General features: G+C 69.4%; 28 protein-coding genes. 11 read left to right on the top strand and 17 right to left on the bottom strand.

Going from position 1 to position 25,425, the window contains the following annotated elements:
- Positions 1-9 precede the first annotated feature (9 nt).
- Positions 10-738, top strand: coding sequence for a hypothetical protein (locus tag ACFOWB_RS13985; RefSeq protein ID WP_261402816.1), 729 nt, complete (start codon positions 10-12; stop codon positions 736-738).
- A 10-nt stretch (positions 739-748) separates the two neighbouring features.
- Here ACFOWB_RS13985 and ACFOWB_RS13980 read toward each other — a convergent pair whose 3' ends face one another.
- From ACFOWB_RS13980 to ACFOWB_RS13970, 3 genes are all read right to left on the bottom strand, one after another.
- Positions 749-2,239: a S10 family peptidase gene (locus tag ACFOWB_RS13980; RefSeq protein WP_261402815.1), complete on the bottom strand. Its 1,491-nt coding sequence runs from the start codon at positions 2,237-2,239 to the stop codon at positions 749-751.
- Positions 2,240-2,304: 65 nt separating this feature from the next.
- The gene (locus ACFOWB_RS13975; RefSeq protein WP_261402814.1) at positions 2,305-2,742 is read right to left on the bottom strand and encodes a hypothetical protein; all 438 of its coding nucleotides are present in this window, start codon (positions 2,740-2,742) and stop codon (positions 2,305-2,307) included.
- A 22-nt stretch (positions 2,743-2,764) separates the two neighbouring features.
- Positions 2,765-3,688 carry a hypothetical protein gene (locus ACFOWB_RS13970; protein ID WP_378147884.1) on the bottom strand — a complete coding sequence of 308 codons (924 nt, stop codon included), beginning with the start codon at positions 3,686-3,688 and terminating at the stop codon, positions 2,765-2,767.
- A gap of 155 nt (positions 3,689-3,843) precedes the next feature.
- Here ACFOWB_RS13970 and ACFOWB_RS13965 point away from each other — a divergent pair, with 155 nt between their 5' ends.
- Together ACFOWB_RS13965 and ACFOWB_RS13960 are read left to right on the top strand one after the other, a co-directional pair.
- Positions 3,844-4,614, top strand: coding sequence for a hypothetical protein (locus ACFOWB_RS13965; RefSeq protein WP_261402812.1), 771 nt, complete (start codon positions 3,844-3,846; stop codon positions 4,612-4,614).
- Positions 4,593-4,835, top strand: a complete 243-nt coding sequence (locus ACFOWB_RS13960) for a hypothetical protein (protein WP_261402811.1) — start codon at positions 4,593-4,595, stop codon at positions 4,833-4,835. Before ACFOWB_RS13965 ends, ACFOWB_RS13960 begins: the two co-directional genes overlap by 22 nt.
- A 12-nt stretch (positions 4,836-4,847) precedes the next feature.
- Here the strand turns inward: ACFOWB_RS13960 and ACFOWB_RS13955 are convergent, their stop codons facing one another.
- Entirely contained in the window at positions 4,848-5,291 is a 444-nt protein-coding gene (locus ACFOWB_RS13955) for a DNA polymerase III subunit chi (protein WP_261402810.1), read from the bottom strand.
- Between the two features lie 107 nt (positions 5,292-5,398).
- Between ACFOWB_RS13955 and ACFOWB_RS13950 the strand changes: the two genes are divergently transcribed.
- Together ACFOWB_RS13950 and ACFOWB_RS13945 are read left to right on the top strand one after the other, a co-directional pair.
- Entirely contained in the window at positions 5,399-5,665 is a 267-nt protein-coding gene (locus tag ACFOWB_RS13950; protein WP_261402809.1) for a ribbon-helix-helix domain-containing protein, read from the top strand.
- Complete coding sequence (locus ACFOWB_RS13945; protein ID WP_261402808.1) at positions 5,658-5,948, top strand: type II toxin-antitoxin system RelE/ParE family toxin; 291 nt, start codon at positions 5,658-5,660, stop codon at positions 5,946-5,948. Before ACFOWB_RS13950 ends, ACFOWB_RS13945 begins: the two co-directional genes overlap by 8 nt.
- A gap of 45 nt (positions 5,949-5,993) precedes the next feature.
- Here ACFOWB_RS13945 and ACFOWB_RS13940 read toward each other — a convergent pair whose 3' ends face one another.
- Positions 5,994-7,517, bottom strand: coding sequence for a leucyl aminopeptidase (locus ACFOWB_RS13940; protein WP_261402807.1), 1,524 nt, complete (start codon positions 7,515-7,517; stop codon positions 5,994-5,996).
- Between the two features lie 669 nt (positions 7,518-8,186).
- Between ACFOWB_RS13940 and ACFOWB_RS13935 the strand changes: the two genes are divergently transcribed.
- From ACFOWB_RS13935 to ACFOWB_RS13915, 5 genes are all read left to right on the top strand, one after another.
- Complete coding sequence (locus ACFOWB_RS13935) at positions 8,187-10,694, top strand: LPS-assembly protein LptD (protein ID WP_261402806.1); 2,508 nt, start codon at positions 8,187-8,189, stop codon at positions 10,692-10,694.
- 160 nt (positions 10,695-10,854) lie between these two features.
- Positions 10,855-11,784, top strand: coding sequence for a peptidylprolyl isomerase (locus tag ACFOWB_RS13930; protein ID WP_261402805.1), 930 nt, complete (start codon positions 10,855-10,857; stop codon positions 11,782-11,784).
- Between the two features lie 4 nt (positions 11,785-11,788).
- Positions 11,789-12,817 carry a 4-hydroxythreonine-4-phosphate dehydrogenase PdxA gene (gene pdxA, locus ACFOWB_RS13925; protein WP_261402804.1) on the top strand — a complete coding sequence of 343 codons (1,029 nt, stop codon included), beginning with the start codon at positions 11,789-11,791 and terminating at the stop codon, positions 12,815-12,817.
- On the top strand, positions 12,814-13,656 hold the full coding sequence (gene rsmA, locus ACFOWB_RS13920) for a 16S rRNA (adenine(1518)-N(6)/adenine(1519)-N(6))-dimethyltransferase RsmA (RefSeq protein ID WP_261402803.1): 843 nt from the start codon (positions 12,814-12,816) through the stop codon (positions 13,654-13,656). The genes pdxA and rsmA overlap by 4 nt, the downstream gene beginning before the upstream one ends.
- Before the next feature lie 102 nt (positions 13,657-13,758).
- Positions 13,759-14,292, top strand: a complete 534-nt coding sequence (locus ACFOWB_RS13915) for a hypothetical protein (protein ID WP_261402802.1) — start codon at positions 13,759-13,761, stop codon at positions 14,290-14,292.
- 186 nt (positions 14,293-14,478) lie between these two features.
- Here ACFOWB_RS13915 and ACFOWB_RS13910 read toward each other — a convergent pair whose 3' ends face one another.
- From ACFOWB_RS13910 to ACFOWB_RS13865, 10 genes are all read right to left on the bottom strand, one after another.
- Positions 14,479-14,631, bottom strand: a complete 153-nt coding sequence (locus tag ACFOWB_RS13910; RefSeq protein ID WP_261402801.1) for a hypothetical protein — start codon at positions 14,629-14,631, stop codon at positions 14,479-14,481.
- Positions 14,621-14,908: a hypothetical protein gene (locus ACFOWB_RS13905; RefSeq protein WP_261402800.1), complete on the bottom strand. Its 288-nt coding sequence runs from the start codon at positions 14,906-14,908 to the stop codon at positions 14,621-14,623. The genes ACFOWB_RS13910 and ACFOWB_RS13905 overlap by 11 nt, the downstream gene beginning before the upstream one ends.
- Complete coding sequence (gmk, locus tag ACFOWB_RS13900) at positions 14,905-15,570, bottom strand: guanylate kinase (protein ID WP_261402799.1); 666 nt, start codon at positions 15,568-15,570, stop codon at positions 14,905-14,907. Before gmk ends, ACFOWB_RS13905 begins: the two co-directional genes overlap by 4 nt.
- A 5-nt stretch (positions 15,571-15,575) precedes the next feature.
- The gene (locus ACFOWB_RS13895; RefSeq protein WP_261402798.1) at positions 15,576-16,466 is read right to left on the bottom strand and encodes a YicC/YloC family endoribonuclease; all 891 of its coding nucleotides are present in this window, start codon (positions 16,464-16,466) and stop codon (positions 15,576-15,578) included.
- Positions 16,467-16,571: 105 nt separating this feature from the next.
- On the bottom strand, positions 16,572-17,834 hold the full coding sequence (gene mltG, locus ACFOWB_RS13890; RefSeq protein ID WP_261402797.1) for an endolytic transglycosylase MltG: 1,263 nt from the start codon (positions 17,832-17,834) through the stop codon (positions 16,572-16,574).
- Between the two features lie 148 nt (positions 17,835-17,982).
- A complete protein-coding gene (gene fabF / locus ACFOWB_RS13885; protein WP_378147875.1) occupies positions 17,983-19,248 on the bottom strand; it encodes a beta-ketoacyl-ACP synthase II in 1,266 nt (421 codons plus the stop codon).
- Between the two features lie 63 nt (positions 19,249-19,311).
- Positions 19,312-19,554, bottom strand: coding sequence for an acyl carrier protein (locus tag ACFOWB_RS13880; RefSeq protein ID WP_261402796.1), 243 nt, complete (start codon positions 19,552-19,554; stop codon positions 19,312-19,314).
- Positions 19,555-19,813: 259 nt separating this feature from the next.
- Positions 19,814-20,551, bottom strand: coding sequence for a 3-oxoacyl-[acyl-carrier-protein] reductase (gene fabG, locus ACFOWB_RS13875; RefSeq protein WP_378147872.1), 738 nt, complete (start codon positions 20,549-20,551; stop codon positions 19,814-19,816).
- A gap of 29 nt (positions 20,552-20,580) precedes the next feature.
- Positions 20,581-21,537, bottom strand: a complete 957-nt coding sequence (fabD, locus tag ACFOWB_RS13870; protein ID WP_261402795.1) for an ACP S-malonyltransferase — start codon at positions 21,535-21,537, stop codon at positions 20,581-20,583.
- Positions 21,538-21,699: 162 nt separating this feature from the next.
- Positions 21,700-22,509: a transglutaminase-like domain-containing protein gene (locus tag ACFOWB_RS13865; RefSeq protein ID WP_261402794.1), complete on the bottom strand. Its 810-nt coding sequence runs from the start codon at positions 22,507-22,509 to the stop codon at positions 21,700-21,702.
- Positions 22,510-22,700: 191 nt separating this feature from the next.
- Here ACFOWB_RS13865 and ACFOWB_RS13860 point away from each other — a divergent pair, with 191 nt between their 5' ends.
- Entirely contained in the window at positions 22,701-23,117 is a 417-nt protein-coding gene (locus ACFOWB_RS13860) for a carboxymuconolactone decarboxylase family protein (RefSeq protein WP_261402793.1), read from the top strand.
- 22 nt (positions 23,118-23,139) lie between these two features.
- Here ACFOWB_RS13860 and ACFOWB_RS13855 read toward each other — a convergent pair whose 3' ends face one another.
- The gene (locus ACFOWB_RS13855; RefSeq protein ID WP_378147869.1) at positions 23,140-23,961 is read right to left on the bottom strand and encodes a spherulation-specific family 4 protein; all 822 of its coding nucleotides are present in this window, start codon (positions 23,959-23,961) and stop codon (positions 23,140-23,142) included.
- A gap of 229 nt (positions 23,962-24,190) precedes the next feature.
- Positions 24,191-25,357: an acyltransferase family protein gene (locus ACFOWB_RS13850; protein WP_378147867.1), complete on the bottom strand. Its 1,167-nt coding sequence runs from the start codon at positions 25,355-25,357 to the stop codon at positions 24,191-24,193.
- Positions 25,358-25,425: the final 68 nt, after the last annotated feature.

Here is a 25,425-nt window from a genome sequence, read left to right as displayed (position 1 = left end):
TCCGAGGTCATGCGCGCAGCCTTCGCCGCCTCCACCCTCATCTTCGCCGCCGCCGTCGTCCCGGCGATCGCCTGGGACGACCCGCCGCCGGCCGCGATCCCGACGCTGCCTGCGGCCGCGTCGTCGGTCGAGGGCTTCGCGCCGCAGGGCTGGACGGTCGAGGCCAAGGCGGCAGGCGACCTCGACGGCGACGGCAAGCCGGACGCCGCCTTCGTGCTGCACGGCGCGGACCCGAAGCTCGTCATCGACAACAAGGACGGGATCGGCGGCGACGAGATCGACACCAATCCGCGCATCCTCGGCGTCGCGCTCGCGACCGACGGCGGCTACCGCCTCGCCGTCCAGAACGCGACGCTCATACCCAGGCGAGACCAGCCCAACATCGACGACGCCTTTTCGGCCGACGGCGGCCTCTCGATCGCGCGCGGGGCGGTGAAGGTCGCGATCTCCCTGTTCGCCAACGCCGGCGGCTGGGGCATGTCGAACATCTCCTACACGTTCCGCCTGAAGGGCGGGACGCTCGAACTGGTCGGCTACGACCGCGACGACACCCAGCGGAACTCGGGCGAGGTCGAGGTCGTCAGCATCAACTATCTGTCGGGCAAGATGAGCGACGCCAAGGGGCGCATCGACCAGGACGCGAAGGACTACAAGACAGTCTGGCGGCGCGCGCCGGCCAAGATCGGCCCCGCCATCGAGGCGATCGGCGACGGCGTCGAGTTCGACCCGACGAAGTGACGCCCGCCGCCTATTTCGACGCCGCCTCGTAGAGCGCCTTCACGTCGCGCATGAGCGCGGCGCGGGAGGCGTCGCGGGTGTAGAACATGTGGCCGCCCGGATAGACCTTCAGCGCCGCGCGGGTCGGGTCGCCGAAGGCGGGCAGCTGATCGAGCGCCATCTTCGATTCCATGTAGGGCGTCACGAGATCCGTCGCGCCGTGCGTCACCAGCACGCGCAGCTTCGGGTCGGAGGCGAGCGCCTCGCGCAGCGCCGTCATGGACTCGGGCGCGTCGACGCCCGACCCCCATTTCCAGGAGCGGTTGACGTCGGCGGCGATCAGCTCGTAGCGGCGATCCACCCGGTAGCCCATCTCGCGGAAATAGAAGTCGACCGCCGCGCGGGTCAGCGGCGCCCGGGCGCCGTCGAGGATCGGGTCGTCGAACGAGCCGCGCTGCGAGAACGGATCGGGGTCGAAGGCCGTGACATTGGCGTCGTAGAGCGAGCCCTGAAGGTCTCCGCCCCTGTGGAGCTCGCGCGCGAAGCTGCGCATCGAGAGCCGCCCGCCCTGCCTGCGCACCTGCTCGCGGTCGATCCCGGTGAGGTCGGAGACCCGCGCGACCAGCCGCTCTACCGCCTCCTTGTCGCGCGGGCCCTTCATCAGGTCCGCCATGAACGCGCCTGTCGCATAGGCCTCGACGTCGGCGAGACGCTCGCGCGAAATCTCCCGGTCGCCGTCCCGCTCGCGCTTGGCGGCCGCGTACGAGGGCAGCACGTTGACGTAAGGCAGCGGCGAGGTCGGCTCGCCCTGCCGGATCCGGAAATCGAGCACCGGCGAGATGGCGACGAGGCCGCGCACGCCGACGCCGTCGCGGCCCTGGAGTTCGCGGGCGATGCGGGGAATGCGGAAACCGCCATAGCTTTCGCCTGCGAGGAACACGGGCGACATTAGCCGGTTCTTGGCTGCGAGGTGTTTGGCGACGATCCGCGACAGCGTCTCGGCGTCCCCGTCGACCGACCAGAACCGCTCGCTCGAGCCGCCGCCGGCGGTTCGGCTGTAGCCCGTCCCGACCGGATCGACGAAGACGAGGTCTGTGAAAGCGAGCCAGGTCTCGGCGTTGTCGATCAGCGCCGGCGGGTCGGAGGGCGTGTTCCCGGCGTTGCCGAAGGGCAGCCGCTTCGGGCCGAGCCCGCCGAAATTGAGCCAGGCCGAAGAGGCGCCGGGGCCGCCGTTGAACGCGTAGGTGATGGGCCGCGTCGCGGCGTCGGTGCGATCGAGCGTGTAGGTCGTCACCACGATCTCGGCGACCTTCTCGCCCTTGGGATCGTGCAGCGGCACCTGCTCGACGCCGACTCTGTAAGCGAGCGTGTCGTCGGCCGTCGCGACGGTGGCCTTGGCGGAAACGTCCGCCGGCAGCGCGGCCGGATTGCCGCCCTTCGGCGGCGCGCCCTCCTGCGCGATCGCAGACGAGGCCAGCACGGCGAGGACGAGGGCGGAACGACAGGCGGCGCGGTACGACATGCGCGCGTAACTAGGCGGCGGCCGCGCGGCTGCGAGGGCGCCCACACGCAGATGGGAACGCGGCTTCAGGCCGCTCGGGCGGTCGCCGCCTGCGCCTCGGCGAGCGCCGCCTTCAGCGCGGGAAGGTCTGCGGCCCCGCGCTGGCCGGGGCCTCGCGCCTCATATTCGGCGAGGCCGCGCGCCACCATGTCGAGGAAGGCGTCGCGGCGCATGCGCGTCACGGGATGCGCCAGCGCGAAATCGTCCGGATCGACCTCGGCGAGCACGACGGCGTCGGGCCGGTCGCGCTCCCCGCGCGGCGTTCCCCAGGAGATCGTCCAGCCGGGCTCGCCGCCGAGGCCCGACGTCGTGGTCGCGGGGTCGAGCATGTCGCGGAGGTCGCGCAGCCGGTGGCTCATCAGAACCGCGTTGAAGGCGAGCTTCATCGCGGCGTCCTGATCGGCCTGCGGCGCGAAGCCGCCGAAGACGGCCGCGTGGTAGCTGGCGTCGAGCGTCATGGCCATGGTTATGGGGCGCCGCTCCGCCTTATGGAACCGGATGGACGTTGCCGACATAGGCCGCGCCGGTCGTCGGGTCGGTGTTGATGTGGACGTTGAAGTTCACGCCGTCCTGCGTGACGGGGAACGGCCCCTGCTCGCCGTCGAGATGTCTCGCCCAGCCCTGCTCGCCCGCGCCCTGCGCCATGTCGAGCATCGTCTGGTCGTCATAGACCTTGGGGTCGTAGGTGGTCTTCGATCGCGTGATCGTCTCGCCGGGGTTGTTCGGATCCGGCACCTTCCATTCGACCTCGTTGACGCCCTTCGTCCCGGTCGGGCGAACGGTGGGCTGGAAGTTCTTCGCCGTGACCTCGGCGATCGCGACGTCCTGGTTGTGGGTTCCGTTGAGCCGCGTGCCCTTGAAGCCGTCCGGTCCCCTCAGATGCTGCGGCAGGTCGCTGCGATAGGAGATGCCGTTGAGATCCGGTCCGTTCGGTCCGCCGCCAGGCGCCCCCGGGCCGTTCGGCCCGCCCGGCCCTCCGCCTCCGCCCGCCGGCGGCGGCGCGGCCCTGCCGCCGTCGACCGCCCGCTCGGTCGTTCTCGTGGCGTCCGCGACGTGATCGACGGTCCTCGCGCCGTCGGAGACATGATCGGCGACCTCGACCCCGCGCTTCACCCATTTGGCGCCGGTCGCGAGGTTTCCGGCGAACGGGATGGCGGCGGCGCCCGATAGCGCGGCGTTGGCGAAGTCGCCCTCGGCCGCATACCAGCCGGCGTTTGCGAGGTCGGCCGCCTCGCCGACCACCGGAACCATGCCGGCCACGTCGAGGACCGTATGCCCGATGTCGGAGATCGAGGCCCTTCGCGCCGTGTCGACGGCGCTCTCGAACGCCCGCGCGCCGCCTTCGGCGACGTCGCCGATGCCGGACGCGACGTTCTTCACCGCATCGATCGGATTGAAGTTGAAGCCCATCTGGCTCGTCCCCCGTCCTTCGCGCCTCAGCCGAGCCCGTCGGCAATCGATGATGATCAAATGACAACAATGGGCGACCGCGGTCAACGCTTGCGCGCGCTCGCGACGGGATCACAATGGCCGAGGCCGAAGGCCGACACGGGAGGGCGCATCCGATGACGCGGTTCCAGGCTCTGTTTGCGCTCGGCCTCGCGCTGGCGAGCGCTCCCGCCGCCGCCGATCCTCGGTACGGGTCGATGGAGGGCGCGGCCCTCGGCGTCGGCGCGAGCCTCAACGGCGCGATCCCGTTCCCCGCCGACAACGCCTGGAATCGCGACGTCTCCGGAGACCCCGTCGATCCGAACTCCGACCGCATCATCGCCTCGATCGGCCTTGATCGCGGGCTCCATCCCGATTTCGGCCGCGGAACCTACGCCGGCGCGATCATCGGCATTCCTTATGTGGTCGTCTCGGGCGACCGGCCGAAGGTCAGGATCAAATACAAGGCCTACGGCGACGAGAGCGACAAAGGCCCCTTCCCCATTCCGCCCAAAGCGCGGATCGAGGGTTGGAAACCGAACGGCAAGCCGTTCGGCGGCGACCGCCATGTGATCGTGATCGACCGCGACAACGACCGGCTCTACGAGCTCTACCGCGCGTTCAAGCGCGACGACGGCGGCTGGAACGCCGACTCCGGCGCCGTCTTCCACCTCGACTCCAACGACGTCCGGCCAACCGCCAAGCCCGGATGGACCAGCGCCGACGCCGCGGGACTGCCGATCTTTCCCGGCCTCGTGCGCTACGACGAGGCCCCGGCCGGCGCGATCCGTCACGCGTTGCGCTTCACCGTCTCACGCTCGCGCCGCGCCTATGCGCCGCCCGCCACCCACTGGGCGTCGTCCGACACGGACCCGGACCTCGCCCCATGGGCATGCGGGTGCGGCTGAAGGCGTCCTACGCCGTCCCAGACGGCTTCAGCCGGGAGACGAAAGCGATCCTGAAGGCGCTCAGGACCTACGGGATGTTCGTCGCCGACAACGGCAGCGACTGGTTCCTGTCCGGCTCGCCCGACGATCGCTGGAAGAGCGGACGGCTTCTGGACGAGCTTCGTCAGGTCGCCGGACGCAACTTCGAGGTGGTGCGGATGGACGGGCTGGTGACGCCATAACAGGCGCGCCGCTCAGGCCTCGCGCTTCCAGCGGCCGTCGTCGGTCTGCTTCCAGTAGGTGACGGCGTGACCCTGCGCCTTCAGGGTCTTCCACTGCGCGCGGGCGGCGTCGAGCGCCTCGCCGTCATGGCCGTCGAACATCACGAGCGCGCGCTCGTAGCCCGACAGGTCCGGCGGCGCGGCGCCGTCGACCAGCACGCGCACCGCAGCCTTGTTGGGGTTCTGGTCCGTGACGGTCAGCCAGATCGGCTCGTCAGCGCCGTCCGGGCCGGCGCCGTGCGGCAGGAAGCTTTCGTCCGAGACCGTCCAGAGCGCGTCGTCGAGCGCCGAAACACGTTCTGGCGCAGAGGCCTGCACCACGACGTTCCAGTTCCGCTCGAGGCACTTTTCGAGCAGGGACGGCAGCGCCTTGTCGAGCGGCTGCCGGGTGAGGTGATAGAACAGGACTTCGGTCATCGTGGACCGACCATGCGCCATCGGCGCGTCCGCGTCAGCAACAGTTGAGCCGCCGCGCTTGTGATATTTTGTGATAAAATCACAAGCGCGATGTCAGGAGGATCTCGATGGCCACGATGACGCTCTCGATGCCCGACGCGATGAAGGAATGGATCGAGGCCGAGACGGCCAAAGGCGACTACGCCAGCACCAGCGACTTCATGCGCGACCTCGTCCGCCGCGAGCGCGAGCGGCGGGAGCCGCGCATGACGCTGGAGGAGCTGCAGCAGAGACTCGCCGAGGCGAGCGCTTCGGGGCCGGGCGATCGGACCATCGAGGAGATCATCGCGGAAGGCGACCGCATTCTGAAGCAGCGCGGAACCTACCGTGACTGATTGGACTCTGGCCCCGCAAGCCGAGCGTGATCTTCGGGATCTTTACGTTTACGGGGCCGAGGCCTTCGGCCGAACCGCCGCGCTGACCTATGTGGATCAGCTCTTGGCGTGTTGCGCGACGCTCGCGGAACAACCACGGATGGGTCGCGCCGCCGACGCAGCCCGCCGCGGCGCGCGCCGGTTCGAGCATGGCCGTCACGTGATCTATTATGAGGAGCGCCCGCCCGGTGTTCTCATCCTGGCCATCATCCACGAACGCAGCATCCGCGGAACCGGTCCCTGAACGTCCCGGACCGGCGACGCACGGCCGCCGGTCCGGAACAGCGCTTCACTTCTCGTAGGCGTCCGCAACCATACGGTCGAGCAGGCGCACGCCCCAGCCCGAGCCCCAGCTGCGGTTGATGTCGCTCGCGGGCGACCCCATGCCGGTGCCGGCGATGTCGAGATGGGCCCAGGGCGTCCCGTTGGTGTGGCGCTTCAGGAACTGCGCCGCGGTGATCGATCCGCCGTGGCGCCCGCCGGTCTGCTTCATGTCGGCGAACTTCGAGTCGATCAGCTTGTCGTATTCCGGGCCGAGCGGCATGCGCCACACCGGCTCGCCCACCGCCTTGCCGGCCTTGAAGATGTTTTCGGCGAGCTCGTCGTCGCTCGAGAACAGGCCGGCGTTGTCGACGCCGAGCGCGACCAGGATCGCGCCGGTGAGCGTCGCGAGATCGACCATGAACTTCGGCTTGTAGATCTCCTGCACGTGCCACAGCACGTCGGCGAGCACGAGGCGGCCTTCGGCGTCGGTGTTGATCACCTCGATGGTCTGGCCCGACAGCGAGGTGAGGATGTCGCCCGGGCGATAGGCCTTTCCGTCCGGCATGTTCTCCACGCAGCCGATCGCGCCGATGACGTTGGCCTTGGCCTTGCGTGAGGCGAGCGCGTGCATGAGGCCGACCACGCAGGCCGCGCCCGCCATGTCGCCCTTCATGTCCTCCATGCTGGCGCCCGGCTTGATCGAGATGCCGCCGGTGTCGAAGATCACGCCCTTGCCGATGAAGGCGATCGGCTGCTCGTCCTTGTCCTTGGCGCCCATCCACTTCATGACGACGACGCGGCTCTCCTGCTGGGAGCCCTGGCCGACGGCGAGCAGCGCGCCGAAGCCCGCTTTCTTGAGGTCCTTCTCGCCCATCACCTCGACCGCGACGCCGAGCTTGGAGAGCTCTCCGGCGCGCATGGCGAATTCGGTCGGCGTCAGGACGTTCGGCGGCTCGTTGACGAGGGTACGGGCGATCTCGACGCCCTCGGCGAGACCCTCCTTCGACTTCCAGGCCTTCTTGGCCGCGCTCTCGTCCGCGACCGCGATCGTGACCTTCGCGAGCTGCCCGGCGTCGTCGTCCTTCTTCTTGGTCTTGTAGGTGTCGAACGAATAGCTGCGGAGCCTCAAGCCCAGAGCGAGGTCTGCGGCGGCGTCCGCGTCCGCCGCCTGACCGCTCGCGGCCTCCAGAAGCACGACGACGTTTTCGGCCGAGGCCGGCAGCTTGCCGCGGATCTGGCCGCCGAGCTTCACCCAGTCGGTCGGCTCCTTGCCGTCGCCGATGCCGACGACGATCAGCCGGTCGACGCCGGGCAGCGCGGGCGCCAGCAGCTCGAACGACGCTCCGGCCTTGGCCTTGAAGCGGTCGCTGGCGGCGGCGCGCAGCAGCGTGTCGTGGACCGGCTCGGTCCAGGCCGCGGTCGCGGAGCCGAAGGCGAGATCGGGTCCGGTCAGCGCCACCACCACCCCGCTCGCGGACGCGGTCAGCTTCTGGAAGGCGATCTTCAGCGGCGCGGGCTGGGCCGCCGCCGGCTCCTGGGACTTCGACATCGGTTGCAAGATCCTCGCAGGTTGCGGCCGGGCGCGGCGTGTTCGCGGCTTGCGGGCCGCGCCGGGAAATGGGCGTGCGGTGTCTCATCTATACGACAGGCCGCTCATCTTCCAGCGCAAGGGCGCGCCCGAAGCCTCGCCGCCGCTTGCAACAGGCGACGGCCGCGTCTCATGTGGCGCAGAGCGCGTCGCCGGTCGGACTGCAACCCGAGTCGAGACGCCGCGACGGGGACGAATCGGGCGGCGGATGACGGCAGGCTGGGCGGCGATCAGGGGAGGCAAGCGCGTTTCAGCAGCGCCGGTCCGCATGGTCACGCCTCGTAAACGCGCCTCTGAGACACTCTTCCCCCGGACCCGCGATCGGGCCCCTGTTGCCGCGATGCGTCGGCGCGCCGGTTTCGCGCCGGCCGCGGCGGAGCGCGATGCGAAGGAAAGGTCTCGAACTGCAAGCTCCGATGCGTTTTTTCAACGTTCGCCGCGTTGCGGCGACGGAAACCCGCCACGCGTTTTTGGCGATGGCGCAGCCGCGGGCTTCGTGCTTTATCTCTGCCCGGTTGCCGCCGATGGTTCGGGGGCGACGGGTGCTCTGCGCGCTCGTGAATGGGCGCCGTCCGTCGCTGCCTTCGGCAGGCTCGTAAGCGTGAGGTTTCGGTGGGATCGGGAAGGCGGTTGACGCTCGGTTTGCGCCCCGTCCGGCTGATCCGGCCGGTCGCGCTCGGCGTCGCCGCGGCGCTGATGGCGACGGCTGCGCCCGTGAGCGCGGCCGAGGTCGGCATTCCCGTCATCGACCAGCTGCTGCCGACCCGCCCGAAGTCCTTCAGCGGGCCGCACGCTCCCAATCCGCTTGCGCCGGGACCTGGCCTCAAGGGCAAGGCGGCCAAGCAGAACGACCCCAACGCCAAGATGCTGATGGAGGCCAAGCAGCTCGTCTACGATTACGACCGTGAGGTCGTGACGGCGGTGGGCGGCGTCGACATCTATTACGACGGCCGCGCGCTGCAGGCCGACAAGGTGATCTACGACCAGAAGGCGAACCGCGTGAAGGCGGTCGGCCGGGTCAAGATGACCGAGCGCACCGGCGACGTCGTCTACGCCGAGTCGATGGACGTCACGGACAACTTCAAGGACGGCTTCGTCGAGCCGCTCCGCCTCGAGACCGTGGACCGCACCCATTTCGCCGCCGCCAAGGGCCGGCGCGAGAACGGCAACGTCATGGTGTTCGACCGCGGCGTCTACACGGCCTGCGAGCCCTGCCGCGAGAACCCGTCCAAGCCGCCGCTGTGGCAGATCAAGTCCAAGCGCATCATCTGGCGCCAGGACGAGAAGACGATCTATTACGAGGACGCCACCTTCGAGCTGTTCGGCCTGCCGATCGCCTGGCTGCCGTTCTTCTCGAGCCCCGACCCGACCGTGAAGCGCCGCACCGGCGTGCTCGCGCCGACCGCGCGCTATTCCGGCGACGTCGGCGTCGCGGTCGAGACGCCCTATTACTGGATCCTGTCGCCGACCTCGGACCTCACCCTCGCGCCGGTCTTCAGCTCGAAGCAGGGCGTGATGCTGAAGGGCGAGTACCGCGAACAGCTGATGGACGGCGCCTATTCGATCCGCGGCGCCGGCATCCACCAGCTGAAGACCAGCGAATTCGCCGACAAGGTGCCGCTGACGAAGCCCGACGGCTCGCCCGCGCCCGACGGCGGCCTCACGGTCGGCCCCGGCGACAAGAAGGACCGCTGGGCGGTCTCGACCAAGGGCGACTTCTGGATCAACGACAAGTGGTCCTGGGGCTGGGACATCAACGCCGTTTCGGACAAGTGGGTCCGCGGCGACTACAACCTCTGGGGCTCGCGCTACGACGCGACCTCGACGGTCTATCTCGCCGGCCAGGGCGACCGCAGCTGGTTCGAGATGCGCGCCTACTCGTTCTACGGCATGACGCGCTACGACCAGCAGGACAAGCTGCCCTGGGTCGGCCCGGTCATCGACTACAACTACGTGTTCGAGGACCCGGTCGCGGGCGGCGAGCTGGCGTTCAACCTGAACGCCACCAGCGTCTATCGCGAGGACGCCGACTTCGCGCGCTACCGCATGCGTCCGCGTCAGGACAACGCGCTCGTGGGCGCGGCCGGCACCTACAGCCGCATCTCCGGCGACATGCATTGGCGCCGCCAGTTCATCGACCCGATCGGCCAGGTCTGGACGCCCTTCGCCTTCATGCGCGGCGACCTGATCTACACCGATCCGAAGACCGACCCGCGCATGGGCCCGTTCCTCGACGCCCGGCAGGACGCGCTGTTCCGCGGCATGGCGGGCGTCGGCCTCGAATACCGCTTCCCGTTCATCGCCGAGAGCGCCAATGGCGCGCATCAGATCGAGCCGGTCGCCCAGATCATCCTGCGGCCGAACGAGGGCCAGATCGGCAAGCTGCCGAACGAAGACGCGCAGAGCCTGATCTACGACGACAGCACGCTGTTCTCGTGGAACAAGTTCTCGGGCTACGACCGCATTGAGGGCGGCAGCCGCGCGAATGTCGGCGCGCGCTACACCTTCACGTCCGACACGGGCGCCACCTTCTCGGCGATCGTCGGCCAGTCCTATCACCTGTGGGGCCGCAACTCGTACGACGCCATCGACGCGACACGGACCGGCCTCGACTCGGGCCTCGACACCGACCGCTCGGACTACGTCGCGGGCGCGACCTTCGCGCCCAACCAGCACCTCTCGTTCGGCAGCCACTTCCGCTTCGACGAGGACAATTTCAAGCTGCGCTCGGCCGAGATCGCCGCCCGCGCCAACTTCGACCGGTTCCAGGCCAACGTGATCTACGGCCGCTACGATCAGCAGCCGCTGCAGGGCTATGATTCGATCCGCGAGGGCGTGCTGACCGGCGGGCGCGTGTATGTGACGCCGGACGTCTATGTCGAAGGCGGCGCGCGCTACAATTTCGACTTCAAGGTGTTCGACCGCACCGAGGTCGGCTTCGGCATCGACGACATCATGCAGTGCCTCGCGCTCGGCTTCACCTACATCCGCGAAGTCGACAACTCGAGCGACTCGATCAAGCTCAACGACGTCGATCACAAGTTCTTGCTGCGGGTCGACCTGCGCACGCTCGGCAGCGCGAGCGCCTCGACGCAGAACCGCAGCACCCGCGACAACTACGATCAGAGCGGCTTCTGATCCGAAGGATCCATCTCCGCAAAAAGGCGGCTTCGGCTCAAATCGGCCCCGTTCTCCCGTGATCGTGGCGGCGCGCATGTTGACGGGGCGCGGCTGAGGCCGGAAAAACGGCGCGTCTCGTCTTCCGCGCCGCCCGAGCGCCGTTCATACAAGGGTCGCGATGTCATCGAAGTTGCGTGTTGCGGGGCGGTCCCGCGCCCTCTCCCTTCTCGCGCCGGCGGCTGCGGCTTTCGTCGTCGCCTTCTCGGCCCCCGCCTCGGCGCAGTCGATCGCCGTCGTGGTGAACGGCCAGCCGATCCTGTCGAGCGAGGTCGCGGCGCGCAACGCGCTCGCGAAGCTCGGCGGCGGCAAGCCCGAGAAGAGCGCGGTCGACGAACTCATCGACGAGAAGCTGAAGCTCGCCGAGGTTAAGCGCTACAACATGGTGGCGAGCGACTCCCAGGTCGACCAGGCCTACGCCTCGATCGCCTCCCGCACCAAGCTCTCGGTCGACCAGTTCACCAAGGCCATCGGCCAGCGCGGAGTCACCGCTCAGACGCTGAAGGACCGGCTGAAGGCCGAGATCAGTTGGGCGCAGTTCATCCGCCGCAAATACGCCGCCCAATACGCCAACCGCGACGTGACGGCGGCGCTCAGCAGCCGCGGCGCGACGGCGAGCAACAAGTCCACGCAGTACACGCTGCGCCAGATCATCTTCGTGGTGCCCAAGGGCGCGAGCGACGCGCAGACCAACCAGCGCCGCAGCGAGGCCGTCGGCGCGCGCGGCCGCTTCCCCGGCTGCGACGGCGCCGTCCAGTTCGCCGGCCAGCTGCGCGACGTCGCCGTCAAGGATCCGGTGATCCGGTCGAGCGGCCAGCTCGGCAAGGAGATGACCGACATCCTCGACAAGACCAAGCTCGGCGCGCTCACCGATCCGCAGCGCGGCGACCAGGGCTGGGAGATGATCGCGGTCTGCGAGAAGAAGGACATCGCCGACGATTCGTCGCTGCGCGCGCAGGTGATGGAGGAGGTCGGCGCGAAGGAGGCGCAGGCCCAGGCCGACAAGTACCTCGCCCAGCTTCGGACCCGCGCGGTCATCGAGCGTCGCTGACGCCATGAGCCGCGAGGGAGCCCTGACTCGCCCCCTCGCGCTCTCGATGGGCGAGCCGGCCGGCGTCGGCCCCGAACTCGCCCTCGCGCTCTGGCGCGACCGCGACCGCCTCTCTACGCCGCCCTTCACCGTCCTCGGCTGCCCCGCGACCTTCGCGGCCCGCGCCAGGCTCGTCGGCATCGACGCGCCGATCGCCGAGGTCGAGCCCGAAGGCGCGCCGGCGGTCTTCGCCGACCGCTTTCCCGTCACGCCCGTCGGACGCTGCGTCGCCGAGCCAGGCAAGCCGAATTCGGCCGACGCGAAGACGGTGATCGAGGCGATCCGCCTCGGCGTCGAACTTGTCCATGGCGGGCGCTGCTCGGCGCTCGTGACGCTGCCGATCGCCAAGGCGCCGCTGGTCGAGGCCGGCTTTCCGCATCCCGGCCACACCGAATATCTCGGCGCGCTTTCCGAAACGCTCTGGGGCCGGCCGTTCCGGGCTGTGATGCTGCTCTGGGCCGAAGAAATCGCGGTCGTGCCGGTGACGGTCCATATGCCGCTTCGCGAGGCCTGCGAGCGCCTCACCGAAGATGACATCGTCGCGACCGGCGAGATCGTGGCGCGCGACCTCTGCCGGCGCTTCCGCATCGAGCGGCCGCGGCGCCTCGCGGTCGCCGGCCTCAATCCTCACGCCGGAGAAAACGGCGTGCTGGGCCATGAGGACGACGCCATCGTCGCGCCGGCGGTCGAGCGGCTGAAGGCCGAAGGCATCATCGCCACCGGCCCTCATCCCGCCGACACCATGTTCCACGCCGCCGCGCGCGCCCGCTACGACGCCGCGCTCGCGATGTATCACGACCAGGCGCTGATCCCGGTGAAGACGCTCGCCTTCGACAGGGCGGTGAACGTGACGCTCGGCCTGCCCTTCGTGCGCACCTCGCCTGACCACGGCACGGCGTTCGACATCGCCGGCACGGGCGCGGGCGACCCGTCGAGCCTCCTCGCCGCGCTGAGGCTCGCGGCGCGCATGGCGCGGGAGCCCGCCCTCGCGTGAGCCAGATCGACGACCTGCCGCCCCTGCGCGACGTCATCCAGCGCCACGGGCTCGCGCCGAAGAAGTCGCTCGGCCAGAATTTTCTATTGGACCTCAACCTCACGAGCCGCATCGCGCGCACTGGCGGACGGCTCGAGGGCGTGACGGTGATCGAGGTCGGCCCCGGCCCCGGGGGGCTGACGCGGGCGCTTCTCGCCGAGGGCGCGGCCAAGGTGGTGGCGATCGAAAAGGATTCGCGCGCGATCGCCGCGCTGACCGAGATCGCCGAGCGCTATCCGGGCCGGCTCGAGATCGTCGAGGCCGACGCGCTCGAAGTCGACATGGCCGCGCTTGCGGGCGAGGGCCCCTCGCGGGTCATCGCGAACCTGCCCTACAACGTCGCGACGCCGCTGCTCACCGGCTGGGTCGCGACCGAGAGCTGGCCGCCGTTCTGGGACGGGCTGACGCTGATGTTTCAGCGCGAGGTCGCCGAGCGGATCGTGGCTGAGCCCGGCGACGAGGCCTATGGGCGGCTCGGCGTACTGTGCGGATGGCGCTGCGAGGCGAGAATCGCCTTCGACGTGCGCCGCGAGGCCTTTACGCCCCCGCCCAATGTCACGTCCTCGATCGTTCGCCTGACCCCGCGCGAAAATCCCCTGCCCTGCCCGGTGCGCGATCTCGAGGCCGTCACGCAGGCCGCGTTCGGCCAGCGCCGGAAGATGCTGCGGCAGAGCCTGAAAAGCCTCGGCGACGCGACCGCGCTGCTGGAGGCCGCGGGGCTGGAGCCCACGCGGCGCGCCGAGGAGATTCCGGTGGAAGGCTTCGTGGCGCTCGCCCGCGCGCGGCGGGCGGCGCTCTAAACCGCGACTTCACCGGTCGGAGACGTATCCGAGTAGGTAGTTCTCCGAATAGCGGCAACATCCGCGCTGGGCGACCGTCCATGCCTTCAGGCGGAGGTCGACATGCGCAAGCGATCGGTTTTTTGGCCCACTGTGGCGGCCATTCTCACGGCCTGCGCGCCGGCGGCGGCGGAAACGCTGGTTTTCAAGTCTGGCAGCTGCCCCCCGGGCGACGGCAGCTGCGTCTACAGCTTCGGCCCCAGCGAAACCATGCCGCTCTACATTCAGAATGTGGTGGTCAAAGCGCCGAGGAGCGGCGTCGCGACCGTCCTGCTGAACGGTTCGATGCAGTGCGCTTATCCCAGCTACACGCAGGGCGATGTCGGCGTCATCGACCTGACCGCGGTCGTCTCAAAGGGTAAGAGCGCGCCGCCTGTCGGCGGTGGAGGATCGGTGCGGCTCGCGATGCGGGTCCCTCCGATCGTCGGGACCCCGGGGCCGGCGCTGAGCTATGCGGTGAATCTCGCTTCGACACGCGTGTTCGAGGTCGAAAAGGGCAAGACCGAATTTCGCTACTGGTTCAATAAGAACCGAATGGACCCGGACACCACCTGTTCGATCTTCGACATCACGATGACGGCGACCTTCAGCGATTGAGGCGATCGGCCTGAGAGCCGGACGGCTTCCGACCGAACCGCCGCCTCGCCCCCGCGCGAGACGCAGCGAGCTCAAGCGATCGTGTCACGCTCTGGAATGGTCGCGGTCCACGTCGAAGTCGTGGATACACGCACGAAGGCGCGGGCATGACCAAGCGGGACGGATCAGCGCAAGTTAGGAAACGCTTTAGCGCCGGATGTCCCGGCGGCGCGAGACGACGCGGACGGGCTTGAGCTCCTGCTGGCGCGCGTCCATCGCCGACAGCACGGCGTACATGGCCGCGCCGAATCCGAGCAGCATCAGGGGCGCGACATAAAGCAGGTAGGTCTCAGCCGTCATGTGCGATGGCTCCAAGCAAGCGTCTTGCGAAGAAATGTAGTGCCGCACCGCTGAAAAGCCAAATCCCCGCGCTCAAGATAAGGCGACCGCCCGACACATGCGCCCCGTTCGGCGCGAGACCGACCAGGATCGAGGCCGCAGGGATCACAATCCCGGCCAGCACGCAGCCCGAGGCGAGCGTGTTGAAGAAGGTCGCGGAGAGCTTGATCCGCTCGACATGGACGAGCCTCAGATCCTCTTCCCGCGCGTCGTCGGCGCCGTCGCCGGCCGCGCTCACAGCAGAGTCTGGCCGAGCGTCTCGACGAGGCCCTTGGCGAAGACGCCGATCGCAGGCCGGCGCAGGCGCTTCAAGCGCTCGGCGTCGAGAATGGCGCGAATCTCCTTGAAGCAGCGGTCGAGGTCGTCGTTGACGACCACGTAGTCGTACTCCTCCCAATGCGCGATCTCGACCGCGGCGTTGCGCAGGCGCCGGGCGATGACCTCGGGCGTGTCCTCTGCGCGGCGCTCCAGGCGCGCCCGCAGCTCCTCGGCGGAGGGCGGCAGCACGAACACCGTGGCGACGTCGGCCGCCATCTTCTCGCGGACCTGCTCGGTGCCCTGCCAGTCGATGTCGAACAGCACGTCGCGGCCGGTGGCGAGCGCGGTCTCGATCGGCTCGCGCGGCGTGCCGTAGCAGTTGCCGTGGACCTCGGCCCATTCCAGCAGGTCGCCGGCGTCGCGCATCTCGTCGAAGCGCTTGCGGGTGATGAAATGGTAGTGCCGGCCGTTGATCTCGCTGCCGCGCTTCTCCCGCGTCGTGACCGAGATCGACAGCTCGACCAGCGGATCCGACTCGATGAGGTTCCGGGTCAGCGTCGACTTTCCCGCGCCCGAGGGCGAGGAGAGAATCAGCATCACGCCCCGTCGGGCGAAGGCGGGGGTGGTCGCGGGATCCGCCATGCCGGTCACTCCACGTTCTGCACTTGCTCGCGGAACTGCTCGACCACGGCCTTCAGCTCCAGTCCGATCGCGGTGAGGCCGCGGTCGTTCGACTTGGCGCAGAGCGTGTTCGATTCGCGGCCGAACTCCTGCGCCAGAAAATCGAGCCGCCGTCCCACCGCCCCGCCCTCGGCGATGAGCGCCCGGGCCGCCTCGACATGGGCGGCGAGCCGGTCGATCTCCTCGCGCACGTCGGCGCGGGTCGCAAGCAGCGCCGCCTCCTGGTGCAGCCGGTCTGGATCGAGCCCGACGCCGGTCCCGACGAGCGCCTCGACCTGTTCGGCGAGCCGTTTGCGCACCGCCTCCGGCGTGCGGGCGGGACAGGCGTCGGCCCTGGCGGTCAGATCCTCGATGGCGGCGAGGCGTTCGGCGAGCACCGCCTCGAGCGCCGCGCCCTCGCGCGCGCGGGCGGCGGCCAGATCCTCGAGCGCGCCTGAGAAATCAGCGATCACGGCGCCGGCGACCGCGGCGCGCTCGTCGGCCGTCTCCTCCGCCTCGACGAACTCCACCACGCCGCGCTGCGCAAGGATCGCGTCGACGCTCGGGCTGCCGGCTCCCGGCACGCGGGCCGCGATGGCCTCGGCGGCCGCCAGAACGGCCGCGAGCGCCGCCTCGTTGACCCGCACCTCGGTCTCGCTCTGCGGGCGCTCCAGCGTCAGCGTCGCCTGCACCGAGCCGCGCTTCAGCCGCGCCTGCGCGGCGGCGCGCGCCGCCTGCTCCACCTCGTCGCAATGCGGCGGAACCCGCAGGCGCACGTCCAGCCCCTTGGCGTTGACGCTGCGCAACTCCCAGACCCAGCGCGCCCGGCCAAGCGCGCCGGACGCGCGGGCGAATCCCGTCATGCTCGCTAGCGGCATACTGCTCATCCCCGACCAGGCGCCCGGCGGCCCCCGCCGTCGCCCGCATGTCTCGATATCGACGCTGACCGCGTCCCTACACCTTCGCGGCCGCCGCGTCAGCGCTCACCGCTGCTGACGGCGCGGATCGGCGGGCTTGGGACGCTGCGCGGCCGGCGTCGAGGTCGCGGCCGCCGCCGAGCCCGCGGCGCCCGTCCCGGAGGCGTCGGCCTCGTCGTTGGAGGCCTCCGGCGTCTGCTCGTCGGGATCGAGGCGGTCTGCGGGCACGCCCCTCTGCTTCTCGATCTTGCGCCAGTTCGCGACGTTTCGGTTGTGCTCGGCGAGCGTCTTGCCGAAGGCGTGGCCGCCGGAGCCGTCGGCGACGAAATAGAGGTCGCTGGTCTTGGCCGGCCGCGCCGCGGCTTCGAGCGAGTCGCGGCCGGGATTGGCGATCGGCCCCGCGGGCAGGCCGCGCACCACATAGGTGTTGTACGGGGTCTTGGACTGGATGTCGGCGCGCGTCAGCGAGCGGCCGAGCGTGCCTCGCCCGCCGACGAGCCCGTAGACGATCGTCGGATCGGACTGGAGGCGCATGCCCTTGGCGAGGCGGTTCGCGAACACGGCGGCGACCTGCGGCCGCTCTTCGGGAACGCCGGTCTCCTTCTCGATCAGCGACGCCATGATCACGAGCTCGTCCGGGCTCTTGAGCTTCGTCGCCGGATCGCGGCCCTTCCAGATCTCCTCGACCACGGCCTCGCGATGCTGGCGCATGCGCGCGACCATCTGCTCGCGGGAGGCGCCGCGGGTGAACTTGTAGGTCTCGGGGAGCAGCGAGCCCTCCGGCGGGACTTCCTTGACGTCGCCGGTGAGCAGCGGCTGGTCGCGCAGACGCTGGACGATCTGCAGGCTGGTGAGGCCCTCGGGCGCCGTGAAGGCGTGCTCGATCGACTTGCCCGAGACGATGATCTCCATCACCTCGCGCATGCTGGCGCCCGGCGGGAAGGCGTATTCGCCGAAGCGCATCCTGTCCTTGGCGCCATAGGCCGCGACGCCCGCCTTGAAGACGTTGGCGTCCGAGATCACGCCGGCGCGCTCGAGACTGTCGGCGATCTCGCCGACGCCCTGGTTCCGGTTGATCATGACGGTGGCGTCCTGGGCGAGCGGCCCGCGCTCGTCGAACGAGGCCTTGCCCCAGTAGACGACGCCGCCGATCGCCAGAACGCCGAGCGTGGCGAGCGTGAACAGCCCGCTCATGTAGCCGACGAGGGCGCTGTCGCGGCGGCGCTTGCGCGGGCGGCCCGCAGGCTTTTCCTGAAGCGCGGCCTCGTGCGGCGCGTTCGCCGAAGAGCCTTCAGCTTCGACAGCCTGCTGGTTCGGCTCCGTCGTCAACCGCTGGGCGCTCCCTTGAGAATCGTCGGCAAGCGCCGAAGCCGGCGCCTGCGCGAAGGTCCGCGCACTCTAACCGCGAATGTGGCGAAAGGCGCGTCGGTTCACGGTCCGGAGCGCAGCGGCGCCGGACCTCGCGTTCACGACGCCGTCAGGCTGCGTGCCGCTTGAAGACGAGCGACGCGTTGGTGCCGCCGAAGCCGAAGGAGTTCGACAGCGCGACGTCGATCTGCATCTGCTTGGCCTTGAGCGGCACGAGGTCGAGAGCGGTCTCGACCGACGGGTCCTCGAGGTTCAGCGTCGGCGGAGCGACGTTGTCGCGCATCGCGAGCAGCGAGAAGATCGTCTCGACCGCGCCGGCGGCGCCGAGCAGATGCCCGATCGCGGACTTGGTCGACGACATCGTGATCTTGGCCGCCGCGTTGCCGACGAGGCGCGTCACGGCTCCGAGCTCGATCTCGTCGCCGAGCGGCGTCGAGGTGCCATGGGCGTTGATGTAGTCGATCTCGCTCGGCTGTAGCCCGGCGCGCTTCAACGCCATCTGCATGCAGCGGAACGCCCCGTCGCCGTCCATGGACGGGGCGGTGATGTGATAGGCGTCGCCCGACAGGCCGTAGCCGACGACCTCGCCGTAGATCTTCGCGCCGCGCGCCACTGCGTGATCGTATTCCTCGAGCACCACCACGCCCGCGCCCTCGCCCATCACGAAGCCGTCGCGCTGCTTGTCGTAAGGGCGCGAGGCCCGGGTGGGCTCGTCGTTGAAGTTCGTGGAGAGGGCCCGGCAGGCCACGAAGCCCGCGACGCCGAGGCGGCTGATCGGGCTTTCGGTGCCGCCGGCCACCATCACGTCGGCGTCGCCGAGCGCGATGAGCCGCGCCGCGTCGCCGATGGCGTGGGCGCCGGTCGAGCAGGCGGTGACGACGGCGTGGTTGGGACCTTTGAGCCCGTGCCGGATCGACACATGGCCGGAAGCCAGATTGATGAGGCGGCCGGGGATGAAGAACGGCGAGATGCGTCGCGGGCCCTTCTCCGCGAGCACGATCGCCGCGTCCTCGATGCCCTTGAGCCCGCCGATGCCCGAGCCGATCAGAACGCCGGTCGCCCAGCGCTCCTCGTCGGTCTGGGGCTTCCAGCCGGAATCGGCGAGGGCCTCGTCGGCCGCCGCCACCGCATAGGTGATGAAATCATCGACCTTGCGCTGCTCCTTCGGCTCCATGACGGCGTCGGGATTGAACGTTCCGTTCGATCCGTCGCCGCGCGGGACCAGGCCCGCGACTCGCGCGGGCAGGTCGTCGACCGGGAACAGGTCAATGTTCCGGAGCCCGCTTTCGCCGGCCACGAGCCGACTCCAGACGGTCTCCACGCCGGAGCCGAGCGGACAGACGATTCCGAGGCCGGTGACGACGACCCGCCTCATGAAGTCGTCCCTGACATCATCAAGTCCATCAGCGCCATGCGTAGTTATGCCAGCGACAGGCCCTCAGGCCTGGGCGGCGTTCTTCTCGAGAAACTTGGTGGCGTCGCCGACCGTCAGAATGGTCTCGGCGGCGTCGTCCGGGATCTCGCAGCCGAACTCTTCCTCGAACGCCATCACGAGCTCGACGGTGTCGAGGCTGTCGGCGCCGAGATCGTCGATGAAGCTCGCGTTTTCGGTGACCTTCTCGGCGTCGACGCCGAGGTGCTCGACCACGATCTTCTTCACCCGTTCGGCAATGTCGCTCATCGTTGTCTTTCCCTGATCCTAAGGTGTTCGGAAGATCGCCCCGTCAAACCGGTCCGGCCGACGAGACGTCCGGGATCCGCGATTCCTCCGAGCGGGCTATTTGGAGGCGGACGGCGTCCCGGGCAAACGTTTTTCGACGAAGCCGCCGCGACCCTTTGGACGGCGACCTTGCCGAGGACCGCCGCTCCTTCGAGACGGCGGGTTCGTAACATGTAAAAAACGCCTGCGCCAGACGAAGAGCGCAGGCGCGGACAAGTCCTCAGATCATAGCCATTCCGCCGTTCACGTGAAGCGTCTGCCCCGTGACGTAAGAGCTTTCGCCGCTTGCGAGATAGACAGCCGCCGCGGCGATGTCCGCGCCTTGGCCGAAACGCGCGGACGGGATTCGGCTGAGCGAAAGTTCGCGCTGCTTCTCGTTCAGCTCGTCCGTCATCGGGCTCTCGATGAAGCCCGGCGCGATGCAGTTCACGGTGACGTTGCGGCTGGCGACTTCATAGGCGAGCGATTTCGACATGCCGATGAGCCCGGCTTTCGAGGCCGCATAGTTGCCCTGCCCCGGATTGCCGGTGACGCCGACCACCGAGGTCACGCCGATGAGGCGTCCATAGCGGCGCTTCATCATGCCGCGCAGGGCGGCCCGGTAGAGCCGGAAGCCGGCCGCGAGATTGACCTCGAGGACGTCCGCCCACTCCTCGTCCTTCATCCGGACGAAGATGTTGTCGCGCGTGATTCCGGCGTTGTGGACGAGGATGTCGAGCCCGCCCATCGCCGCCTCCGCCGCGCCGGGGAGCGCGTCGACGGCGGCGGCGTCCTTGAGGTTGGCCGGCGTGACGTGGACGCGTTCGCCCAGATCGCCGGCGAGCGACTCGAGCGCTTCGGCGCGCGTGCCGGAGATCGCCACGGTCGCGCCCTGCGCATGAAGCGCCCGGGCGATCGCGCCGCCGATGCCGCCGGTCGCGCCGGTGACGAGGGCGTAGCGCCCCGTGAGGTCGAACATCTGTCTCGCCTTCCCTTGGAGAGCTTGCGTCAGGCCGCGTCGAACGCGGCTTCGCCCTTGAGGCGCGCGACGTCGTCGGGCGTGCCGACGGATTCGGCCGAAGCCTCCGGCGCGATGCGCTTCACGAGGCCGGCCAGAACCTTGCCGGCGCCGATCTCGACGAAGCGGGTCACGCCGGCCCCGGCCATGAAGACCACCGATTCGCGCCAGCGCACCGCGCCGGTCACCTGCTCGACGAGCCGGGCGCGGATCGCCTCGGGGTCGGTCAGCGGGCCGGCGGTCACGTTGGCGACCAGCGGAGCCTTCGGCGCGGCGATCTTCACGCCCGCGAGCGCCTCGCGCATCACGTCGGCGGCGGGCTGCATCATGGCGCAGTGGAACGGCGCGGAGACCGGCAGGAGCATGGCGCGCTTGGCGCCCTTGCCCTTGGCGATCGCGATCGCGCGCTCGACCGCGGCCTTGGCGCCGGAGACCACGACCTGGCCCGGAGCGTTGTCGTTGGCGGCGGCGACCACCTCGCCCTCCGCCGCCTCGTCCGCCACCTGGCGCGCCGCCTCGAGGTCGAGCCCGAGCAGCGCCGCCATGGCGCCCTCGCCGACCGGCACGGCCTTCTGCATGGCGTCGCCGCGCGTCCTGAGAAGCTTGGCGGCGTCGCCGATGGTGAGCGAGCCCGCCGCCGCCAGCGCCGAATACTCGCCGAGCGAATGGCCGGCGACGAAGGCCGCGTGGCGGCCGACCTCGAGCCCCGCCTCCGCCTGCAGCACCCGCAGCGCGGCGAGGCTCACCGCCATCAGCGCCGGCTGGGCGTTGGCGGTCAGGACGAGCCTGTCGTCCGGCCCCTCGAAGATGGTGGTCGAGAGGCTCTCGCCGAGCGCGGCGTCCACCTCCTCGAAGACGGCGCGGGCGACCGCGAAATTGTCGGACAGCGCCCGGCCCATGCCGACCTGCTGGCTGCCCTGTCCCGGAAAGATGAGCGCGATGGTCACGGCGTTACGCCTCCCTCGACGCGGCGCGGAGGCCGCTTGTCGTGGTTTTGTTGGCCCGGCGATCCGGGCGGGGGCTGCAAAGCAGGCGAGCGCGGGCGATGTCAAGCGCCGCGCCCCGGCCAGCGCCCGCCGGCCTCCCGCCGATCCGCCCCCCAAGGAGGTTTAGTCGACCACCTCGTCGCACCACACCTTGAAGCTTTTCAGCTGGTTCGGGCCGAAGGCGTTGGTGAGCGCGACGTCCGAGGCGTCGCGGCCGCGGCCCATGACGATGCGCCCGATTCGCGGGTGGTTGTGACGCGCGTCGAAAGTGTGCCAGCGCCCGCCGAGATAAACCTCCATCCAGGCGGAGAAATCCATCGGCGCCGGGTCCACGGGGACGCCGATGTCGCCCAGATAGCCGGTGGCGTAGCGGGCAGGAATGTTCATGCAGCGGCACAAGGTTATGGCGAGATGCGCGAAATCCCGGCAGACGCCCTGCCGCTCCTGATACGCCTCGAAGGCCGATTTGGTGGCGCGGGCGTGCTCGTAGCCGAACGCGATTCTGCCGTGGACGAAGTCCACGATGGCCTGGACCCGCCCCCAGCCCAGCGGCCCCTCGCCGAACAACTTCCAGGCGTCGTCCACCAGCCGGTCGGTCTCGCAATAGCGGCTTCCGAGCAGGAAGATCAGCACGTCGTCGGGCAGGTCCTCGATGGCGTGCTGGATCGCCCCTGGCGTCGCGACGTCCGGCTCTCCGCTGTCGGCGACGATCGCGTCTGCGGTGAGCAGGAAATCTCCCGCCGGGGCGGTCATTCTGCTGCAGAGATTGCCGAAATCGTCGGAATAGACCGAGATCGGCACGTAGGGCTCGCATGTGATGGTGTCTGGCGTCAGCAGGTCCCGATCCCGGCTCGGATGCACGTTCAGCATCGCGAGCATCGGCGTCGGATGGGGAAACGTCTGGACGATCTCGAAGCCTATGCGGATCTTCATCGCGCGAGACCCGAGGGCGGCGACGGAAGCGGCTTCATGGGCATGGCGGGCCTTTGTCGGCGACGACCCGGCTGGGCGGCGCTTGCTTCAAGAAACGCGCCGCCGCCGTGATGGTTGCCGGACGGCGCGGGCTCGATCCGCTCCTGCAAGTCCTGCGCCTATATAACCGCCCGAACCCAGGAGACGACGAGATGCCCCAATCCGACGACCGCCGCGCTCGGGGAAACGAGACGCTCGACCAGATCCACGGGCCGCTCGGCCGGGAGGTGGCCGCCCGGCTCGCCAAGGTGGCGCCGGACTTCGCCGACCATCTCGTCGACTACGCCTTCGGCGACGTCTATTCGCGCCCGGGCCTCGATCTCCGCGCGCGCCAGATCGCGACCATCGCCGCGCTCGCGGCGCTCGGAAACGCGGAGCAGCAGCTCAAATGGCACATCCGGGGCGGACTGAACGTCGGCCTGAGCCGTGACGAGATCGTCGAGATTCTGATGCAGATGGCGATCTATGGCGGCTTCCCGGCGGCCGTTCGGGCGCTGACGGCGGCGGGCGAGGTGTTCGACGAGATCGAGACCGCGGCCGCCGAGGAGAGCCTTCAGGACGACGCCTGAACGCCGCCTCGTTCCGGTCGCTTCACTCGCAACGCGCGAGCCTGTTGACCCAACAGGTGACGTCGAAGAACCGGTCGAAGCTTTCGCCGAGCGTGTCGTAAGGCGTCGCGAAACCGCTCGGATCGGTCGCGACAAGATCGTCGGTCGTCACGAACCACCAGCCGCCGTTTTGCCCCGTCGGTTTCTGAAATCGAATCTCGCGCGCGACTCGGCAGAGCCGCGTCCGGTCGCTGGGGGCCGCGAGCGACCCGCTCGTGTGAACGAGACAGGCGAACCGCTTCGCCTTCTGCTTGCGCAGCGCCTTGGGCAAGACGACGTCGCTGAAGTTCGCGCCGACGTCTTCGAAGACCACGAGAACGTCGAACAGGTCGCGGTAGCGCTTGTGCGGAGCGCGGCCGGGATTGCCGATCAGCAGCGCGTCCTCGCCGAAGGTCTCGCGCGCCCGGGCGAGGAGCTGATCGTAATACGCCTTCTTCTCGCCCGCGTCGTCGTTCGGCACCTGGTCGAAAAAGAAGCCGCGGATCTTGGGATAAAACCGCTTCCACGCCGCTATGTCGTCGAGGACGTCGGCGACCGGCCGCTCGATCCCGGCAGGATCGAGACGCGACAGATAGCCGACCAGCGTCGCGCCGGCCGCGTCCATGCGATCGACGACGGCGACATAGTTCGGATCCGCGGCGCGGAAGCTGCCGTTCGACGGATTCACGATCGTCACGAAATCGATCCCGGCGGCCGCGCTGCGCCGGGCGTATCCCTCGAGCCGCGTCCACGACTCCGCGCCGTAATCAGTCGTCGGGTAGAAATAAGCGGGCACGATCACGCCAAGCGAGCGCGCCTGCGTCACCGACGGGCATACCTCCTCGGCGCGGACCTGCCCCGCCGCAGCGACGCCGATCAGCGCCGCAGCGATCAGACCTCGAAACCACCCCAGCAGAGCCGCTCCCGGAGCCGAACGCCACAACTCGAGATGGTATGGACACGCTATGGTCGGGGCAACGTATCCTTGGTCGTGGGTCAAATCCGCCAAGCGCCTCGGTCGCGATTCCGTCGCTGGCCGCGGTTGGCGGACCCGGTCAGACCGGCTCCGGACTGCTGGCTCGGCGGCGCTCCGACAGCCTCCGCCCAAGCCCGCGGCCGATCTGCTGCGAGGGCAGCTCGACGCAGATCCGGAAGAGAAGAGCGACCGGCGGAAGGCTCGCGAGCCCAAACACGATCGCAGGCCCCACTCCGATGACGCCGCCCAGAATCAGCACGGCCCCGTAAAGCCACGGCAGATGGACAAGATAGAGGCTGTAGGAGATGCGTCCGAAAAACAGCGGAGCGGCGCGGTTGAGCGCCGAACGCGCGGGGACCGCGCGGGCGGCGAGCGCCACGAGCGTCGCCGCGCCGACCGCGACCAGCGCGTCGTTCGGAAACCACATCAGGCCCCAGGCGAGCGCGAAAACGCAAAGCGCGCCTCGAGGCCCGAGCCGTTCGATCCCGAGCTCCGACCGCCTGAGAGATTCGGACGTCGCGGCGCCCAGCAAAAACATCGGCAGGCAGTAGACCGTGCCGAGCAGGCTCAGTCCGATGTCGCCGAACGCCTGGTAGTTGCGCTCCGCCAGGCTCTCCTGGGCTGACGCCGACAGGGCGACGTCGGCGAGGATCGCCAGGCCCACGCCGACGGCGAGCGTCGCCCCGCGGGCCCGCACGATGAGAATCGACAGAACGGGAAGCAGAAGCGCCACCCGCAGTTCGTATACCAGCGACCACGACACCGAGTTGAGCGCGAGGTGGCGCTCGATCCCGTCGAGCGTCAGGTGCCGGGCGAGCGCCGCAAGGCCGTATCCGTCCTCGGGCCAGCCGCGCATCGGCGCGGGCAGGAGTTGGGCCGGAAGCGTGGCGAAGACAGACGCCGCGGCCGCGACCGCGGCCGCCAGCAGGCCGGCCGCCGCGAAAGGCGGCCAGATCCGGCAGAATCGCTTGAGCGCGAAGGCGCCTATGTCGACGCGCCCCGTCGCCCGGCGTTCCGCCGAAAGCGCTCCGTGGAGCACGAAGCCGCTCAACACGAAGAACAGGATGACGGCCGGCCGCCCGGTCGCGAGCGGATAGAGCGGCGAGCAGAACAGCGCCCACATCGCTTCGCGGGACGGCGGATGAAGCGCGAGCGCGTGATAGGCGACGACGCAGACCGCCGCGACGCCCCGCAGCGCGTCGAGCTCCCCTCGCCGTTCCGGCCGAATGTTCAGGGCCTCGCTCATGGTCCGGCAGTAAACCGCCGCCCCGCTTAAGCCCGACTGAACGAAAAGGGCCCCCGCGGTCGCCCGCG

This window comes from Chenggangzhangella methanolivorans (assembly GCF_042648545.1).
GTDB classification, from domain to species: Bacteria; Pseudomonadota; Alphaproteobacteria; order Rhizobiales; family Methylopilaceae; genus Methylopila; species Methylopila methanolivorans.
The sequence above is the reverse complement of the archived record's forward strand: the minus strand, read 5'-3'. Positions and strand labels throughout refer to the sequence as shown.